General features: G+C 56.4%; 12 protein-coding genes and 1 tRNA gene. 12 read left to right on the top strand and 1 reads right to left on the bottom strand.

The genetic code is table 11. From position 1 onward, the window contains the following. From tuf to rpoC, 10 genes are all read left to right on the top strand, one after another. Nucleotides 1-1,191: an elongation factor Tu gene (tuf, locus tag J3U95_RS26575; protein WP_208281541.1), complete on the top strand. Its 1,191-nt coding sequence runs from the start codon at nt 1-3 to the stop codon at nt 1,189-1,191. A 107-nt stretch (nt 1,192-1,298) separates the two neighbouring features. Beyond that, nucleotides 1,299-1,374 (top strand) — tRNA-Trp (locus J3U95_RS26570). Nucleotides 1,375-1,410: 36 nt separating this feature from the next. Next, complete coding sequence (gene secE, locus J3U95_RS26565) at nt 1,411-1,797, top strand: preprotein translocase subunit SecE (protein ID WP_005663637.1); 387 nt, start codon at nt 1,411-1,413, stop codon at nt 1,795-1,797. Nucleotide 1,798: 1 nt separating this feature from the next. Continuing rightward, the gene (gene nusG / locus J3U95_RS26560) at nt 1,799-2,416 is read left to right on the top strand and encodes a transcription termination/antitermination protein NusG (RefSeq protein ID WP_208281540.1); all 618 of its coding nucleotides are present in this window, start codon (nt 1,799-1,801) and stop codon (nt 2,414-2,416) included. 111 nt (nt 2,417-2,527) lie between these two features. Further along, nucleotides 2,528-2,959 (top strand): 50S ribosomal protein L11, encoded by a 432-nt coding sequence (gene rplK, locus J3U95_RS26555; protein WP_005663634.1) that lies wholly within the window; start codon nt 2,528-2,530, stop codon nt 2,957-2,959. Then, nucleotides 2,959-3,660, top strand: coding sequence for a 50S ribosomal protein L1 (gene rplA, locus J3U95_RS26550; RefSeq protein WP_109345477.1), 702 nt, complete (start codon nt 2,959-2,961; stop codon nt 3,658-3,660). Before rplK ends, rplA begins: the two co-directional genes overlap by 1 nt. 274 nt (nt 3,661-3,934) lie before the next feature. Then, on the top strand, nt 3,935-4,465 hold the full coding sequence (gene rplJ / locus J3U95_RS26545) for a 50S ribosomal protein L10 (protein ID WP_005663630.1): 531 nt from the start codon (nt 3,935-3,937) through the stop codon (nt 4,463-4,465). A gap of 61 nt (nt 4,466-4,526) precedes the next feature. Next, nucleotides 4,527-4,904, top strand: coding sequence for a 50S ribosomal protein L7/L12 (gene rplL / locus J3U95_RS26540; protein WP_005663628.1), 378 nt, complete (start codon nt 4,527-4,529; stop codon nt 4,902-4,904). 300 nt (nt 4,905-5,204) lie between these two features. Beyond that, entirely contained in the window at nt 5,205-9,314 is a 4,110-nt protein-coding gene (rpoB, locus tag J3U95_RS26535) for a DNA-directed RNA polymerase subunit beta (RefSeq protein WP_208281539.1), read from the top strand. A gap of 226 nt (nt 9,315-9,540) precedes the next feature. Beyond that, a complete protein-coding gene (gene rpoC / locus J3U95_RS26530; protein WP_208281538.1) occupies nt 9,541-13,785 on the top strand; it encodes a DNA-directed RNA polymerase subunit beta' in 4,245 nt (1,414 codons plus the stop codon). A gap of 72 nt (nt 13,786-13,857) precedes the next feature. Here rpoC and J3U95_RS26525 read toward each other — a convergent pair whose 3' ends face one another. Then, nucleotides 13,858-14,370: a hypothetical protein gene (locus tag J3U95_RS26525; protein ID WP_208281537.1), complete on the bottom strand. Its 513-nt coding sequence runs from the start codon at nt 14,368-14,370 to the stop codon at nt 13,858-13,860. Nucleotides 14,371-14,631: 261 nt separating this feature from the next. Here J3U95_RS26525 and J3U95_RS26520 point away from each other — a divergent pair, with 261 nt between their 5' ends. After that, on the top strand, nt 14,632-15,681 hold the full coding sequence (locus J3U95_RS26520) for a DNA cytosine methyltransferase (RefSeq protein ID WP_208281536.1): 1,050 nt from the start codon (nt 14,632-14,634) through the stop codon (nt 15,679-15,681). Continuing rightward, nucleotides 15,674-17,317, top strand: a complete 1,644-nt coding sequence (locus J3U95_RS26515) for a TIGR02391 family protein (protein WP_208281535.1) — start codon at nt 15,674-15,676, stop codon at nt 17,315-17,317. Before J3U95_RS26520 ends, J3U95_RS26515 begins: the two co-directional genes overlap by 8 nt. Nucleotides 17,318-18,359 lie beyond the last annotated feature (1,042 nt).

The raw sequence follows: 18,359 nt of genomic DNA, 5'->3' as shown, positions 1-18,359 counted from the left end.
ATGGCAAAGGAAAAATTCGAACGGACCAAGCCGCACGTCAACGTCGGCACCATCGGTCACGTTGACCACGGCAAAACCACCCTGACGGCTGCAATCGCAACCGTCCTGTCGAAGAAGTTCGGCGGCGAAGCCAAGGCCTACGACCAGATCGACGCGGCTCCGGAAGAAAAAGCACGCGGCATCACCATCAACACCGCACACGTCGAGTACGAGACCGCCAACCGTCACTACGCTCACGTTGACTGCCCAGGCCACGCCGACTACATCAAGAACATGATTACCGGTGCTGCGCAGATGGACGGCGCGATCCTGGTGTGCTCGGCCGCTGACGGCCCGATGCCACAGACCCGCGAGCACATCCTGCTGGCGCGTCAGGTTGGCGTTCCATACATCATCGTGTTCCTGAACAAGTGCGACCTGGTCGACGATGCAGAACTGCTGGAACTGGTCGAAATGGAAGTCCGTGAACTGCTGTCGAAATACGAGTTCCCAGGCGACGACCTGCCAATCATCAAGGGTTCGGCACGTATGGCGCTGGAAGGCCAGGCTGGCGAAATGGGCGAAGCTTGCATCGAGCGCCTGGCAGAAGCCCTGGATTCGTACATCCCGACCCCGGAACGTGCCGTTGACGGCGCCTTCCTGATGCCAGTCGAAGACGTGTTCTCGATCTCGGGCCGCGGCACCGTCGTGACCGGTCGTGTCGAGCGCGGCATCATCAAAGTCGGCGAAGAAATCGAAATCGTCGGTATCGTTGACACCGTCAAGACCACCTGCACCGGCGTGGAAATGTTCCGCAAGCTGCTGGACCAGGGTCAAGCTGGCGACAACGTCGGCCTGCTGCTGCGCGGTACCAAGCGTGAAGACGTCCAGCGTGGTCAGGTTCTGGCAAAGCCAGGCTCGATCAAGCCGCACACCAACTTCACCGGCGAAGTGTACGTCCTGTCGAAAGACGAAGGCGGCCGTCACACCCCGTTCTTCAACAACTATCGTCCTCAGTTCTACTTCCGTACGACTGACGTGACCGGTTCGATCGAACTGCCAGCGGACAAAGAAATGGTCATGCCAGGCGACAACGTCTCGATCACCGTCAAGCTGATCGCTCCGATCGCGATGGAAGAAGGTCTGCGCTTCGCAATCCGCGAAGGTGGCCGTACTGTCGGCGCCGGCGTGGTTGCCAAGATCCTGGCCTAATTAGCCAAGGTAGAGGGAAGCGGAAGCGTTTCTGTTTCCCTCGAACAGCATTTGCCAGCGAGCGCGCGCTTGCTGTATAATGCTGGATTCAGAAGGAAAGTTTTCGTAGGGGTGTAGCTCAATTGGCAGAGCGTCGGTCTCCAAAACCGAAGGTCGCGGGTTCGATTCCCTCCGCCCCTGCCACCGAATTCTGGTGCGCAGCACCGAAAGTAAAGAAGAATGTCTAATCAATCCGTGCAAACTGTCAGCACCTCGAATGACAAGTTCAAGGTCGCGCTGGCGGTGGTTGCAGCGATTGCAGGCGTCGTCGGGTTCTTTTACCTGACTGGCCAGAACAAACCAGCCTTGGTCGCCGCAGGCGCCCTCGTGGCTGGTTTAGTTTTTGCTGTCCTGCTTTTGTGGACTTCCACCACTGGCCGTGATTTCCTGAGCTTCGCCAAGGAGTCGGTGCGCGAGACCAAGAAGGTCGTCTGGCCTACCCGCCGCGAAGCCATGCAGATCACCGGCATCGTGTTTGCCTTCGTGGTCGTGATGGCGATTTTCCTGTGGGGCACGGATAAGCTTCTCGAGCTCCTGTTGTACGACTTTGTCCTGGGTTGGAAATAACATGAGCGATAACGTGCAAGACAATGCACCAGTGCCGGGCGATGTCCCGGCCTCTGACGCTGGTGCGCCGCTGAGCGTGCCGGTCAGCAATAAGCGCTGGTACGTCGTCCATGTCTATTCGGGCATGGAAAAGAGCGTGATGCGCGCACTGACCGAGCGCATCGAGCGCGCGGGCATGCAAGAACAGTTCGGCCAGATCCTGGTGCCGACCGAGGAAGTCGTCGAGATGCGCAACGGTTCCAAAGCCGTTTCCGAGCGCCGCTTCTTCCCGGGCTACGTGCTGGTTGAGATGGAAATGACCGACGAAACCTGGCACCTGGTGAAGAACACCAGCAAGGTCACCGGCTTCATCGGCGGCAAATCGAACAAGCCGACCCCGATTCCAGCACGCGAGATCGACAAGATCATGCAGCAGGTGCAAGAGGGCGTCGAAAAGCCACGGCCAAAAGTGCTGTACGAAGTGGGCGAGCAAGTCCGCATCAAGGAAGGCCCGTTCACCGACTTCAACGGCAACGTCGAGGAAGTCAACTACGAGAAATCGAAGGTGCGTGTCTCGGTCACCATCTTCGGCCGCGCAACTCCGGTGGAACTGGAGTTCGGGCAAGTCGAGAAAGTCTAAACGCTACAATCGGAGCGTCGCAGTAGTCAGGCGGAATCCGGTAAGAGGAGCCCCGCCAAGACGAGTAGTCGCGGTGGGGCGCTACTACTCAAGTCAAGATAGGAGCCAGACATGGCAAAGAAAATCATTGGCTTTATCAAGCTGCAAGTCCCAGCTGGTAAGGCAAACCCATCCCCACCGATCGGTCCAGCACTCGGTCAGCGTGGCCTGAACATCATGGAATTCTGCAAGGCGTTCAACGCGCAGACCCAGGGTATGGAACCAGGCATGCCGATCCCGGTCGTGATCACCGCGTTCGCCGACAAGTCCTTCACCTTCGTGATGAAGACCCCACCGGCAACCTACCTGATCAAGAAAGCCGCCGGCATCACCAAGGGCTCGGCCAAGCCGCACACCGACAAGGTTGCCAAGCTGACCCGCGCTCAAGCTGAAGAAATCGCAAAAACCAAGCAGCCGGACCTGACCGCCGCCGACATGGACGCAGCAGTGCGTATCATCGCTGGCTCGGCACGTTCGATGGGCATCACGGTGGAGGGTCTGTAATGGCTAAGCTGTCCAAGCGCGTCAAAGCAATCAAAGCAAAAGTTGACCGTAACAAGGTCTACGAGTTCGACAACGCTGTGTCGATCATCAAGGAATTCGCCACCGCCAAGTTCAACGAGTCGATCGACGTCGCCGTTCAACTGGGCGTGGACCCGAAGAAGTCGGACCAGGTGGTTCGCGGTTCGGTCGTGCTGCCAGCTGGCACCGGCAAGACCGTGCGCGTCGCTGTGTTCGCTTCGGGCGACAAGGCTGAAGCTGCCAAGGCAGCTGGCGCCGACGTGGTCGGCATGGAAGACCTGGCAGAGCGCGTGAAGGCCGGCGACATGCCGTTCGACATCGTCATCGCTTCGCCAGACACCATGCGTATCGTTGGTACCCTGGGTCAGATCCTGGGCCCACGCGGCCTGATGCCGAACCCGAAAGTCGGCACCGTGACCCCAGACGTCGCTACCGCCGTCAAGAACGCCAAAGCCGGTCAGGTCCAGTACCGTACCGACAAGGCAGGTATCGTCCACGCGACCATCGGCCGCAAGTCGTTCAGCGACGCAGATCTGAAGACCAACCTGGTCGCCCTGATCGACGCCCTGAACAAGGCCAAGCCAGCCACCTCGAAAGGCGTGTACCTGCGTAAGGTCGCCCTGTCGTCGACCATGGGCGCTGGCGTCCGTGTCGATCACGCTTCGATCGTCGCTGCTGCTTAATTAGCAAGCATTAAGTCCCGGTGCCTCGGCACTGGGCGCATCTTTGGGCTGCCGGAGCTGAACACCGCTCCGGCAGGCAATCAAAGACCGTTGGGCCGAAAGCAGAGGTTGAGCTGACGGTTAATAGACCACCCAACGCAGATGGTGTACCCGAACAAGTTTTGTAGTCCAGCTGTGTGAATGTATCCGCCCAGTTTTAAGACTTCTTAACTTCGGACGCCGTGTGTTCGAACCGATGCGAACATTTTGTTTGCATCATTTAAGGAGATTGACCGTGGGTCTTAATCTGAATGACAAGAAGGTCGTCGTCGAAGAAGTTTCCGCAAAAGTAGCAACTGCGCAAACCATCGTCGTGGCCGAGTACCGTGGCATCCAGGTTAGTCACTTGACCAAGCTCCGTGCAACCGCACGTGCCCAGGGTGTGTACCTGCGTGTTCTGAAGAACACGCTGGCTCGCCGCTCTGTCGAAGGCACGCAGTTTGCCCCGCTGGCTGACGCCATGACCGGTCCGCTGATCTACTCGATCTCGGACGACGCCGTTGCTGCCGCTAAAGTCCTCGCCGACTTCGCGAAAACCAACGACAAGCTGGTCCTGAAAGCCGGTAACTACGCAGGTAAGCAGCTCGACGTAGCTGGTGTTACCGCGTTGGCAAGCATCCCATCCCGTGAAGTCCTCATCTCGCAGCTGTTGGGCGTCATGCTGGCTCCGGTGTCGGGCTTTGCACGTGGTCTGGCTGCACTGGCAGCGAAAAAAGGCGAAGGTTCGGAAGCTGCTCCTGCAGCCGAAGAAACCGCTGCTGCTTAATAGCACAGCCTTTTTTCTCAAGTACTAACTGAAAACACACAATATACAACTGGAGTTTCAAATGGCAATTAGCAAAGACGATATCCTGAACGCAGTGAGCGAAATGTCCGTTATGGACCTGAACGAACTGGTCAAGGCATTCGAAGAGAAGTTCGGCGTGTCGGCAGCTGCAATGGCAGCACCGGCAGCTGGCGGCGCCGCTGGCGGTGCAGCTGCTGCTGAAGAGCAGACCGAGTTCAACGTTGTTCTGTCGGAAGTCGGCGCGAACAAGGTCGGCGTCATCAAGGCAGTCCGTGAAATCACCGGTCTGGGCCTGAAAGAAGCTAAAGACCTGGTCGACGGCGCACCGAAGACCGTGAAAGAAGCCCTGCCAAAAGCTGACGCTGAAGCCGCTAAGAAGAAGCTGGAAGAAGCTGGCGCCAAGGCCGAGCTGAAGTAATACATCAGCACCGGGCGCTTGAAATACAGTGCCCAGCGCGGGAGTCAAAGCTTGCAAAACCTGCCGGAAGGCAGGGGATGCGGCTTTGGCTCTTTTGTCGTCCCTGCGGCAAACGTCAATTATCAATTGACGACAGGGAACTGGTAGTACCCCGTTTCAGCAGCATCGTATCACAGCAGTTTGCTTGTCCTTTTCATCTGGCGCGAAAGAGTAAGAGACTTCAGGGCTTGCGTGTGGTAGTGGCGTTCGCCACTGGCAATTCCTGAATTCTCCATCCTTTCTGTCACTCACGGAGTGTCCATGCACTACTCATTTACTGAGAAGAAGCGCATTCGCAAGTCGTTCGCGAAGCGCGCCAACGTTCACAACGTTCCCTACCTGCTGGCTACCCAGCTGGAATCCTACGAGAACTTCCTGCAGGCCGAATTCGCTCCGTCCTCGCGCAAGAACGAAGGCCTGCAATCGGCCTTCTCCTCGATTTTCCCTATCGTGTCGCACAATGGTTTTGCGCGCCTCGAGTTCCTGTCGTATGTGCTGGGCGACCCCGCGTTTGACGTGAAAGAGTGCCAGCAGCGTGGCCTGACCTTCGCGTCGCCGCTGCGCGCCAAGGTGCGTCTGGTGATCCTGGACAAGGAATCGCCGACCAAGCCAGTCGTCAAGGAAATGAAAGAGCAGGAAGTCTATATGGGCGAGCTGCCGCTGATGACCACGAACGGTTCGTTCGTGATCAACGGCACCGAGCGCGTCATCGTCTCCCAGCTGCACCGTTCGCCTGGCGTGTTCTTCGAACACGACCGCGGCAAGACCCACTCGTCGGGCAAGCTGCTGTTCTCGGCACGTATCATTCCTTACCGCGGCTCGTGGCTGGACTTCGAGTTCGACCCGAAAGACATCCTGTTCTTCCGCGTCGACCGTCGCCGCAAGATGCCGGTCACGATCCTGCTGAAAGCCATCGGCATGACGCCGGAGCAGATCCTGGCGAACTTCTTCGTCTTCGACAACTTCACCCTGCGTAACGACGGCGGCGAACTCGAGTTCGTTTCCGAGCGCCTGCGCGGCGAAGTCGCGCGCTTCGACATCGTCGATCCGAAGTCGGGCAAGACCATCGTCACCAAGGACAAGCGCATCAACGCCAAGCACGTGCGTGACATCGAAGCCGCCGGTATCAAGAGCATCTCGGTGCCGGAAGACTACCTGCTGGGCCGCGTGCTGGCCAAGAACATCGTCGACCAGGACACCGGCGAGATCATCGCCGTCGCCAACGACGAGCTGACCGAAGAGCTGCTGGGCAAGCTGCGCGACGCCAGCGTGACCGACATCCAGACGCTGTACACCAACGACCTGGACCAGGGCGCCTACATCTCGCAAACCCTGCGCACCGACGACACCGCCGACCAGACCGCCGCACGCGTGGCGATCTACCGCATGATGCGTCCTGGCGAACCGCCAACCGAAGAATCGGTCGAAGCCCTGTTCAACGGCCTGTTCTACATGCCGGAACGCTACGACCTGTCGGCTGTCGGCCGCATGAAGTTCAACCGCCGTATCGGCCGTGACGAACTGACCGGCGACATGACCCTGTCGAACGAAGACATCCTGGCCGTGATCAAGATCCTGGTCGAGCTGCGCAATGGCCGCGGCGAAGTCGACGACATCGATCACCTGGGTAACCGTCGCGTGCGTTGCGTCGGCGAACTGGCTGAGAACCAGTTCCGTGCCGGCCTGGTGCGCGTGGAACGCGCCGTCAAGGAACGCCTCGGCCAGGCCGAAGCGGACAACCTGATGCCGCACGACCTGATCAACAGCAAGCCGATCTCGGCCGCGATCCGCGAATTCTTCGGTTCGTCGCAGCTGTCGCAGTTCATGGACCAGACCAACCCGCTGTCGGAAGTCACCCACAAGCGCCGCGTCTCGGCACTGGGACCGGGCGGTCTGACCCGCGAACGCGCAGGCTTCGAGGTGCGCGACGTGCACCCGACCCACTACGGCCGCGTGTGCCCGATCGAAACGCCTGAAGGCCCGAACATCGGCCTGATCAACTCGCTGGCTCTGTACGCCCGCCTGAACGAATACGGCTTCCTGGAAACCCCGTACCGCAAGGTCGAGGATTCGAAAGTCACCGACAAGATCGAATACCTGTCGGCGATCGAAGAAGGCCGCTACATCATCGCCCAGGCAAACGCGGCGATCAGCGACGAAGGCCAGCTGGTCGACGAACTGGTCTCGGCGCGTGAAGCCGGCGAAACGATCCTGGTCTCGCCAGAGCGCATCCAGTACATGGACGTCGCCCCAGGCCAGATCGTGTCGGTCGCAGCATCGCTGATTCCGTTCCTGGAGCACGATGACGCGAACCGTGCACTGATGGGCGCCAACATGCAGCGCCAGGCCGTGCCTTGCCTGCGTCCAGAGAAAGCCGTGGTCGGCACCGGCATCGAGCGCACCGTTGCGGTCGACTCGGGCACCACCGTGCAAGCCCTGCGTGGCGGCGTGGTCGACTACATCGATGCGGGCCGTGTCGTCATTCGCGTGAACGACGATGAAGCGCAGGCTGGCGAAGTCGGCGTCGACATCTACAACCTGATCAAGTACACCCGTTCGAACCAGAACACCAACATCAACCAGCGTCCGATCGTGCAGGTTGGCGACCGCGTTGCCCGTGGCGACGTGATTGCCGACGGCGCATCGACCGACCTGGGCGAGCTGGCACTGGGCCAGAACATGCTGGTGGCGTTCATGCCGTGGAACGGCCTGAACTTCGAGGATTCGATCCTGATCTCGGAAAACGTCGTCAAGGACGACCGTTACACCTCGATCCACATCGAAGAGCTGTCGGTCGTCGCTCGCGACACCAAGCTGGGCGCGGAAGAAATCACCCGCGACATCTCGAACCTGGCAGAGAACCAACTGGCGCGCCTGGATGAGTCGGGCATCGTCTACATCGGCGCCGAAGTGCAAGCCGGCGACGTGCTGGTCGGTAAGGTCACCCCGAAAGGCGAGACCCAGCTGACTCCGGAAGAAAAACTGCTGCGCGCGATCTTCGGCGAAAAAGCGTCGGACGTGAAAGACACCTCGCTGCGCGTGCCTTCGGGCATGGTCGGCACCGTGATCGACGTGCAAGTGTTCACCCGCGAAGGCATCCAGCGCGACAAGCGCGCCCAGCAGATCATCGACGACGAGCTGAAGCGTTTCCGCCTGGACCTGAACGACCAGATGCGTATCGTGGAAGGCGATGCCTTCGAGCGTCTGGAGCGTATGCTGGTCGGCAAGATCGTCAACGGCGGTCCGAAGAAGCTGGCCAAGGGCGCGGCGATCACCTCGGAATACCTGGCCGATCTGGACAAGTTCCACTGGTTCGACATCCGCCCGGCGGAAGACGACACCGCGAACGCGCTGGAAGCGATCAAGGAATCGATCAACGAGAAGCGTCACCAGTTCGACCTGGCCTTCGAAGAGAAGCGCAAGAAGCTGACGCAAGGCGATGAGCTGCAGCCTGGCGTGCAGAAGATGGTCAAGGTCTACCTGGCCGTCAAGCGCCGCCTGCAGTCGGGCGACAAGATGGCAGGCCGCCACGGTAACAAGGGTGTGGTCTCGCGTATCGTGCCGGTGGAAGACATGCCGTTCATGGCGGACGGTCGTCCAGCCGACGTCGTGCTGAACCCGCTGGGCGTTCCGTCGCGTATGAACGTCGGTCAGATCCTGGAAACCCACCTCGGTTGGGCTGCGAAGGGTCTGGGCTGGCGCATCGGCGAAATGCTGCAGGCGCAAGCGAAGGCTGCAGATCTGCGCACCTTCCTGGGCAAGATCTACAACGAAACCGGCCGCAAGGAAGACCTGGACAGCTTCAGCGATGAAGAAATCCTGAGCCTGGCGCAGAACCTCAAGAACGGCGTGCCGTTCGCGACCCCGGTGTTCGACGGCGCCCACGAGGAAGACATCCGCCGCATGCTGGACCTGGCGTTCCCGGACGACATCGCTGCCCACCTGGGCATGACGCCGTCGAAGAACCAGGTCACCATGTTCGACGGCCGTACCGGCGAAGCGTTCGAGCGCAAGGTCACCGTCGGCTTCATGCACATGCTGAAGCTGCACCACCTGGTCGACGACAAGATGCACGCCCGTTCGACCGGCCCGTACTCGCTGGTGACGCAGCAGCCGCTGGGCGGTAAAGCCCAGTTCGGTGGCCAGCGCTTCGGTGAGATGGAGGTGTGGGCACTGGAAGCGTACGGCGCATCGTACGTGCTGCAGGAAATGCTGACTGTGAAGTCGGACGACGTGAACGGCCGTACCAAGGTGTACGAGAACCTGGTCAAGGGCGACCACGTGATCGACGCCGGCATGCCGGAATCGTTCAACGTGCTGGTGAAGGAAATCCGTTCGCTGGGTATCGACATCGATCTCGAGCGCAACTAAGCAGGGCCAGCATGGCCGCCAGCCTTCGGGCACGGCCTGCTGCTCCTGAAACGTCGCTGCGGAGCAGTTCGCAGCCTAAGCCCGGCGCTGTTGGCCGGCAAACTTGGATTCCCGCCTGCGCGGGAATGACCGTTTTAAGGGCAGCAGGCCGCGCAAGCACCGGCGAAAATCGGTGAGAAGCTGGCGGTGGTAAGTTAGTACAGAATTCAATCACCTGGAGTGATACATGAAAGCACTGCTCGATCTATTCAAGCAAGTTCAGCAAAACGAAAGTTTCGACGCCATCAAGATTGGCCTGGCGTCGCCTGAAAAAATCCGTTCGTGGTCGTTCGGCGAAGTCAAGAAGCCGGAAACCATCAACTACCGTACGTTCAAGCCTGAGCGTGACGGCCTGTTCTGCGCCAAGATCTTTGGCCCGATCAAGGACTACGAATGCCTGTGCGGCAAGTACAAGCGCCTGAAGCACCGCGGTGTGATCTGCGAGAAGTGCGGCGTCGAAGTCACCCTGGCTAAAGTGCGCCGTGAGCGCATGGGCCACATCGAACTGGCTTCGCCGGTCGCTCACATCTGGTTCCTGAAATCGCTGCCGTCGCGTCTGGGCATGGTCCTGGACATGACCCTGCGCGATATCGAACGCGTGCTGTACTTCGAAGCATACGTCGTGACCGATCCTGGCATGACCCCGCTCAAGAAGAGCCAGATCATGTCGGAAGACGACTATGCCGCCAAGTACGAAGAGTACGGCGACGACTTCACCGCATTCATGGGCGCCGAAGGTATCCGTGAACTGCTGCGCTCGATCGACATCCACCGCGATGCCGAAGCCCTGCGCGTGGAACTGAAAGAGTCGAAATCCGAAGCCAAGATCAAGAAATACGCCAAGCGCCTGAAAGTGCTCGAGGCGTTCCAGCGTTCGGGCATCAAGCCTGAGTGGATGATCATGGAAGTTCTGCCGGTCCTGCCGCCAGAGCTGCGTCCGCTCGTCCCGCTGGACGGCGGCCGTTTCGCCACGTCGGACCTGAACGACCTGTATCGCCGCGTCATCAACCGTAATAACCGCCTGAAGCGCCTGATGGAACTGCGCGCACCAGAGATCATTACGCGTAACGAAAAGCGCATGCTGCAGGAAGCGGTCGACTCGCTGCTGGACAACGGCCGTCGCGGCAAAGCGATGACCGGCGCCAACAAGCGTCCGCTGAAGTCGCTGGCCGAGATGATCAAGGGCAAGGGCGGTCGTTTCCGTCAGAACTTGCTGGGTAAGCGCGTCGACTACTCGGGCCGTTCGGTCATCGTGGTCGGTCCACAGCTGAAACTGCACCAGTGCGGTCTGCCGAAGCTGATGGCCCTCGAGCTGTTCAAGCCGTTCATCTTCAACAAGCTGGAACTGATGGGTCTTGCGACCACCATCAAGGCCGCGAAGAAGCTGGTCGAAGTGCAAGAGCCGGTGGTCTGGGACATCCTGGAAGAAGTCATCAAAGAACACCCGGTCATGCTGAACCGTGCGCCTACGCTGCACCGTCTCGGTATCCAGGCGTTCGAGCCGGTCCTGATCGAAGGTAAAGCCATCCAGCTGCACCCGCTGGTCTGCGCGGCGTTCAACGCCGACTTCGACGGTGACCAGATGGCAGTCCACGTGCCGCTGTCGATCGAAGCGCAGATGGAAGCGCGTACCCTGATGCTGGCGTCGAACAACATCCTGTTCCCATCGAACGGCGAACCGTCGATCGTGCCGTCGCAGGATATCGTGCTGGGTCTGTACTACGCGACCCGCGAGGCGATCAACGCCAAGGGCGAAGGCATGATGTTCCCGGACGTGTCGGAAGTCATCCGCGCGTACGACAACAAGGAAGTCGAGCTGGCGACCCGCATTACCGTGCGTATCGTCGAGTTCCCGAAGAACGCCGAAGGCGGCTTCGACCAGACGCTGACCCGCTACGAGACCACCGTTGGCCGTGCGATCCTGTCCGAGATCCTGCCGAAAGGCCTGCCGTTCTCGGTGCTGAACCGTGCGCTGAAGAAGAAGGAAATCTCGAAGCTGATCAACACGTCGTTCCGCAAGTGCGGCCTGCGTGCGACCGTCGTCTTCGCGGACAAGCTGATGCAGTCGGGCTTCCGCCTGGCGACCCGCGCCGGCATCTCGATCGCCGTCGACGACATGCTGATCCCGGACGTCAAGAAGGGCATGATCGCGACCGCCGAAGCCGAAGTGAAGCAGATCGAGCAGCAGTACGCCTCGGGTCTGGTCACCGCCGGCGAGCGTTACAACAAGGTCGTCGACATCTGGGGCAAGACCTCGGATGAAGTCGGCAAGGCGATGATGGACCAGCTCAAGATCGAGCCGGTCACCAAGCGCGACGGCACCGAAGGCACCCAGGAATCGTTCAACGCGATTTACATGATGGCCGACTCGGGCGCCCGTGGTTCGGCAGCCCAGATCCGCCAGCTGGCGGGTATGCGTGGTCTGATGGCGAAACCGGACGGTTCGATTATCGAAACGCCGATTACCGCGAACTTCCGCGAAGGCCTGAACGTTCTGCAGTACTTCATCTCGACCCACGGCGCTCGTAAAGGTCTGGCGGATACGGCACTGAAGACCGCGAACTCGGGTTACCTGACCCGTCGTCTGGTGGACGTGACGCAAGATCTGGTGGTGATCGAAGACGATTGCGGCACCAGCAACGGCACCCACATGAAGGCGCTGGTCGAAGGCGGTGAAGTCATCGAAGCCCTGCGCGACCGTATCCTCGGCCGCGTGGCAGGCACCGACGTCGTCAACCCTGAAACCCAGGAAACCCTGTACGAAGCCGGCACCCTGCTGGACGAAGACATGGTCGAAGAGATCGAACGCGTCGGCATCGACGAAGTGAAGGTCCGCACCCCGCTGAACTGCGACACGCGCTACGGCCTGTGCGCCAAGTGCTACGGCCGCGACCTGGGCCGCGGCATGCTGGTCAACAGCGGCGAAGCAGTCGGTGTGGTGGCAGCACAGTCGATCGGTGAGCCGGGTACCCAGCTGACCATGCGTACCTTCCACATCGGTGGTGCGGCATCGCGTGCAGCAGTGGCATCGTCGGTCGAAGCCAAGTCGAACGGTACGGTCCGCTTCACCGCGACCATGCGTTACGTCACCAACGGCAAGGGCGCGCAAATCGTCATTACCCGTTCGGGCGAAGTGCTGATCACCGACGACCACGGCCGTGAGCGCGAGCGTCACAAGGTGCCGTACGGCGCGACCCTGATCGTCAAGGATGGCCAGACCGTGAAGGCTGGCACCGCCCTGGCGACCTGGGATCCGCTGACCCGTCCGATCATCACCGAATACGCCGGTACGATCCGCTTCGAGAACGTCGAAGAAGGCGTCACCGTCGCCCGTCAGGTCGATGAAGTGACCGGTCTGTCGACCCTGGTGGCAATCGATCCGAAGCGTCGTGGTTCGGGCAAGGTGCTGCGTCCGCAGGTCAAGCTGCTGAACGAAGAAGGCCAGGAAGTGAAGATCGCCGGCACCGAACACGCCGTGACGATCGGCTTCCAGGTCGGCGCGCTGATCATGGTCAAGGACGGTCAGCAAGCGACCGTGGGTGAAGTGCTGGCACGTATCCCGACCGAATCGCAGAAGACCCGCGACATTACCGGTGGTCTGCCGCGCGTTGCCGAACTGTTCGAAGCACGTTCGCCGAAAGACGCTGGCATGCTGGCGGAAGTCACCGGTACCGTGGCGTTCGGTAAAGAGACCAAGGGCAAGCAGCGCCTGGAAATCACCGACATGGACGGCAACAAGCACGAGTTCCTGATTACCAAGGACAAGCAAGTGCTGGTGCACGACGGCCAGGTGGTGAACAAGGGCGAGATGATCGTGGACGGCCCGGCCGATCCGCAAGACATCCTGCGCCTGCTGGGTATCGAAGCGCTGGCCCGCTACATCGTTGACGAAGTGCAGGACGTGTACCGTCTGCAGGGCGTGAAGATCAACGACAAGCACATCGAGGTGATCGTTCGCCAGATGCTGCGTCGTGTTCAGATCACCGAAGCAGGCGACACCGACTACATCGTTGGCGAGCAGGTGGAGCGTTCGGAACTGCTGGAAGAGAACGACCGCGTCAACGCAGTCGGCAAGCTGCCGGCGCAGTACGAAAACGTGCTGCTGGGTATTACCAAGGCATCGCTGTCGACCGATTCGTTCATCTCGGCCGCATCGTTCCAGGAAACTACCCGCGTGCTGACCGAAGCGGCGATCATGGGCAAGCGCGACGGTCTGCGCGGCCTGAAAGAGAACGTCATCGTCGGCCGCCTGATCCCTGGCGGTACCGGTCTGGCATTCCACCGCGCCCGCAAGGAGAAGGAAGTGTGGGAAGCGGAAGAGCGTCAGGCACTGCTGCAGCAAGAGAAGGCCAATATGGCTGCCGAGCTGCAGGCGATGGAAGACCAGCAGACTGCGCAGGCTTCGGCTGAGCAGCATAACGACGGCGAGTGATCGCGTAAGTTGTTAGTGAAGACGGCACCCTGAGGGGTGCCGTTTTTTTTTACCTGAGGGCTTAAACACAGCTTACCGACGCTCATGTGAATATTGAACCCGACGATCTATCTCATCCAGCTGTTCCGTCCACCATGTCAGCGCCTCATCGATTAAGGTGCGGCCGTCTTCACCGCTGTAGAAACCTCCGACAACTGGTCGATATATATTCTCGTCGATAAAAAACTGTTCGTCTTTAATAATATTTCCGGGGCCAAGTAGTTTTACAATAATCGGAACAGGCCCTTCAGACATTTGTGTTTCATATTCTTTCAGAATACTGTTTCTTTCGAGGTCAATGAACTGATTGAAAATCCTATGCTTATCATCTGTCTTCCATTGTTTAAACATTTCGTTTGCAGTCTTCCGTACCTCAGCATTTGATCTGCCATCCACCTTATCAAGAACATGTCCAACTGCCCGAAGTAATACAACGGATAGTATCCAATGAAGTCGCCATTGAGCAGTATTAACTTCATCTTCAAGAATGGCTCGAACCAAAGTCACATCTGCCAAGACCGCACGCGAAGCTTTCGTAAATTTCATCTTTTTCCCCACTTCCACCTAACTATTAATATATCTTTTTTATTCTGGTTTCCTCAACTATGCATTTACCTATGAGCTAAATTTCCAACTGCGGTTAGCTATGCAATAGACATAAATACTAAGTAAGGAAGCCGCTGTCTCAGAGCTTGGTTGCGGAAATGCAACCAAATTGATGTTTTTGTTAAATAAAAATTTCGCAGGTTCTTTTCTTCACAGTTGTTTTGTGATAATAGTCTGTATCGCTTAGAGCTTCAAGAATTTATGCCGAAAATAAAATTCACTGCAATTGACCTGTTTTGTGGTGCTGGGGGACTAACCGCTGGCCTGAAGAAAGCAGGATTTAATGTTCTGGCAGGAGTCGAATACAATAAAATTGCTGCAGAGACCTATAAGCTTAACAATAAAAAGGCAAAGATTTACTTGCAAGATATCTGTTCTCTTTCGCCTGAAAAGATAATGCGAGATCTGAAACTCAACCGAGGTGATTTGGATCTCTTGGCTGGATGTCCCCCATGCCAAGGTTTCTCAACTCACCGAACAAGAAATCGAGCAGTTTCTAACTCAGACAAAAGAAACGATCTGGTATTTGAATTTATTCGTTATGTTGAGGCTATGCTGCCAAAAACGGTGATGCTTGAAAATGTTCCAGGCCTAGCTAAAGACTGGAGAGTTCAAGAGTTGCAAAAGATGCTGCACAAACTCGGCTATCATATTGACGAATCATTTGCCCGAGTAAAGGATGCTGCAGATTACGGCGTTCCTCAGAGACGAAAAAGGCTTCTAGTTAAGGCATCGAGATTTGGCAGTATCCCAGATGCTAAGCCACTGAAGAAAAGAAAAACAGTAGCCGACACAATCTCGCGGCTTCCTTTAGTAGGACAGAGTAACGACCCACTACATGACTTTCCTACAAATAGAAGTGCGAAGGTTGAAACTCTAATTTCACTAGTTCCCAAAAATGGTGGATCAAGGACCGATTTGCCTAAAAATTACTGGTTAGAGTGTCATCTGAAAAGGCCGGGAAGTTATCGAGATGTTTATGGTCGAATGGCGTGGAAGACCGTGGCTCCCACCATCACTAGTGGGTGCACCAATCCTTCAAAAGGACGATTTATTCATCCGGAAGAGAATCGAGCAATCACGCTACGAGAAGCAGCATTACTGCAATCATTTCCCCCAAATTATAAATTTTCAATGGCGAAGGGGAAAGAGGCGATTGCTTTAATGATAGGTAACGCCTTGCCGCCAGAATTCATACGACGTCAAGCAGTTCAATACAGTGCACATTTGCGGGGATTAATAAATGGGTAAATATGAGTTAAAGTTCGATCCCAAAACTATCGAGCACTTGGGCGTGAAGATGTATGCCACACTGCCGCCTGCACTTGCTGAGCTGATCTCGAACGCCTATGATGCGGACGCAAGTAGTGTTACTGTGGAGTTCCTAGAGCAAAATGGAAATCCCAAGGCAATAACCGTTATTGATGACGGAATCGGGATGTCGTCGGACGATATACAAAAAAAATTTCTAGTCATTGGGAGGAATCGACGAAGAGTTGATGGTGATACTCCGTCACCGAGGTTCAATCGGTTGCCTACAGGAAAAAAAGGCCTAGGCAAATTAGCGCTATTCGGATTGGCGAAAAGCGTGACAGTGGATACGATTCAAAATGGTTTGCAAAATCAGCTTACCCTGAATTGGGATTCGTTGTTGAAAGCTGAAGGGGTATATAATCCTGTGGCTGGAATCGTTGACAAGAAAATGCGACGGCGAAACGGAACTACCATCCAGTTATCTTCGCTGGAGAGGAAAACTCCTTTTGATATAAATTCTATAGCCGACAGTTTGTCGAGAATTTTTATTGTCGATGCGGATTTTCAGATTACACTTAAAGATTCGAAGGGTAATGAAGTAAAAGTAACGAACGATCGTCGTTATAAAACGGTAGAGAAGCAATTTAGTTGGTCTCACACAGACTTAGTCAAGCGAGGCTCGAAGTACTTTGGCAAGTTGGAGTTAAATTTCATTACAGCAAAAACGCCGATACCGCCCAGTTCCGGTTTGCGAGGAATAGCGATTTTTTCCAGGGGGAAGATAGTTAACTTGCCGGAATATTTTTCTGAGAGTGCTTCAAGTCACTTCTATCAATACTTAACTGGATGGATTAAGGCTGACTTTATCGACTTGATTGATGAGGACGTAATTTCTACAAACCGTCAGTCGATTAATTGGGATAATCCAGAAATGGCCGAATTCAAGGCATACTTATCCCAACTCATCTCTAAGGTTGGTCAAGAGTGGCGAAAGAGAAGGGCTGAGAAAAAAGAGAAAGATCTTGAGGAGGCTACAGGAATTGATCAACAGCAATGGTTTAGTACTTTGCCAAATGAAATCAGAAACTCCGTTGCTTCAATTGTTTCAAAGTTAGAGTACAGCGAAGATGTTGCTGAAACTTTTACTCCAGTTGTTAAGGCTCTTTACTCTCTGATTCCGGAGTATCCATTGCTGCACTGGAGGCATTTGCATGTCGGCATAAAGGATGGAGTGGCGGAATATTATAAAAACAGGCAATATGGTCATGCCGCGGATCAGGGTGTTAAGTTATATGCCGCAATGTTGAGGGATCTCTCTGGCGCTGATATGGACGGTGCAGAATTGGCTGACCTTTTTTCCGTGCACAGGGATAAGAGGGTAATAAAAAAATATCCGAAAATCCAAGTTTCAGAACTTAAAAGCGAAACTGGTATTAATATTCAAGAGGGTCAGCAGCTTCTGACAAGAGGTTTAATCAAAGGGTTTCGAAATCCAATCAGTCATGCGCCGATGTCCCGTGTCGTGCCGTCTTTAATTTCCGAAGTCGATTGCCTGAATGTTCTAAGCTTAATATCTTATCTTTCTACGCGGCTGGATAACGCCAAAGTTGATGATGATGTCCCTGTGAGTTAAATATAAAATCGGGCTGGGCATGACTTGCCAGAGTAAAATAAAGACGCGGAAATAATAATAGCGAGCACTTAATTCTTCCAGCTCCGGTAAATGATGCAATGATGGTGCCACATTTTTCTGACGCGCTGTTGCCATCCAATCATCAGGAAAGTTGGAGCCTATGCGAGAGGTAGCTACAGACGATTCCACGGACGTGATTAGGTCTGACAATCGGAAATTGGCGACCGTTCCGCGTGACTATTGGCGCGGCTGACGTGCCAAACTGGGGCATCTGCGGAATGCCCGCTGCTTGATGTACCGCTTCCGAAAAAATCCGGTCGCCTAGTGGCAGAGTTGAAGATGGCGCGCGATAAGCTACATCCGCCTTCCCGGTTTTTTCGTCCAGCGCGTTCGCGTCGGTCATGATTGCTTGCGTCGATGCCAGAGGCAACCTAAGGCTAGTCCGCCTACGACAAGTGCGAATGCACCATAGGCTTGCAGATAGTAGCTACTGCCTTGTTCCAGCTTCAAATGGGGACCGACGTCAGGTGAGTGAATTTCCAAAAACAGGCTGATAAACCAGATTGCAGCGGGCGTGACGCAGATCGTTGCGAGCTACGGTTTCAAGCGGGCGATGAACAGACTCAGGATTCCCGCAGCGAGTCCAACTGCCCAAGAAAACTCTGCGCTCGGCACTTTGTCGCTAACCTCAGCCAGGACCATGCTGGGATGGACCACAACAAAGAAGCAAGCGGCCACTGATGCCGCACGATTGGTGAGACGCATTCTACAAAGCAGGCATCTGGTCGAAGGTGGCGAAGATATTCAGCAAATGCTTCCACCGATGCTCTTCCCAGTGACGAGATCGAAGCCGAAGTTGCAGACGTAGTCTCCCTCCTTGCTGCGCGTGCACGAGAGATTCTCGTTATCTCTGGCTCGAAAGCGGCTTTGTTGCATAAATCAATTGAGCGCGTAGTACCCCAAACCCCAGACGGATTTACGGCATGGTCACCGCTACGGTCGTGGGCGTGCCCAAGCGCGTGAAGCGATTGAGGATGGCGGC

The sequence above is a fragment of the Massilia oculi genome (assembly GCF_017582745.1).
GTDB lineage: Bacteria > Pseudomonadota > Gammaproteobacteria > Burkholderiales > Burkholderiaceae_D > Telluria > Telluria oculi_A.
Note: the sequence above shows the minus strand (reverse complement) of the source record. Positions and strands in the feature narration are given on the sequence as shown.

Coding starts and splice junctions, on each gene's coding strand:
- tuf (WP_208281541.1), top strand. CDS start 1: ATGGCAAAGGAAAAATTCGAACGGACCAAGCCGCACGTCAACGTCGGC.
- secE (WP_005663637.1), top strand. CDS start 1,411: ATGTCTAATCAATCCGTGCAAACTGTCAGCACCTCGAATGACAAGTTC.
- nusG (WP_208281540.1), top strand. CDS start 1,799: ATGAGCGATAACGTGCAAGACAATGCACCAGTGCCGGGCGATGTCCCG.
- rplK (WP_005663634.1), top strand. CDS start 2,528: ATGGCAAAGAAAATCATTGGCTTTATCAAGCTGCAAGTCCCAGCTGGT.
- rplA (WP_109345477.1), top strand. CDS start 2,959: ATGGCTAAGCTGTCCAAGCGCGTCAAAGCAATCAAAGCAAAAGTTGAC.
- rplL (WP_005663628.1), top strand. CDS start 4,527: ATGGCAATTAGCAAAGACGATATCCTGAACGCAGTGAGCGAAATGTCC.
- rpoB (WP_208281539.1), top strand. CDS start 5,205: ATGCACTACTCATTTACTGAGAAGAAGCGCATTCGCAAGTCGTTCGCG.
- rpoC (WP_208281538.1), top strand. CDS start 9,541: ATGAAAGCACTGCTCGATCTATTCAAGCAAGTTCAGCAAAACGAAAGT.
- J3U95_RS26525 (WP_208281537.1), bottom strand. CDS start 14,370: ATGAAATTTACGAAAGCTTCGCGTGCGGTCTTGGCAGATGTGACTTTG.
- J3U95_RS26520 (WP_208281536.1), top strand. CDS start 14,632: ATGCCGAAAATAAAATTCACTGCAATTGACCTGTTTTGTGGTGCTGGG.
- J3U95_RS26515 (WP_208281535.1), top strand. CDS start 15,674: ATGGGTAAATATGAGTTAAAGTTCGATCCCAAAACTATCGAGCACTTG.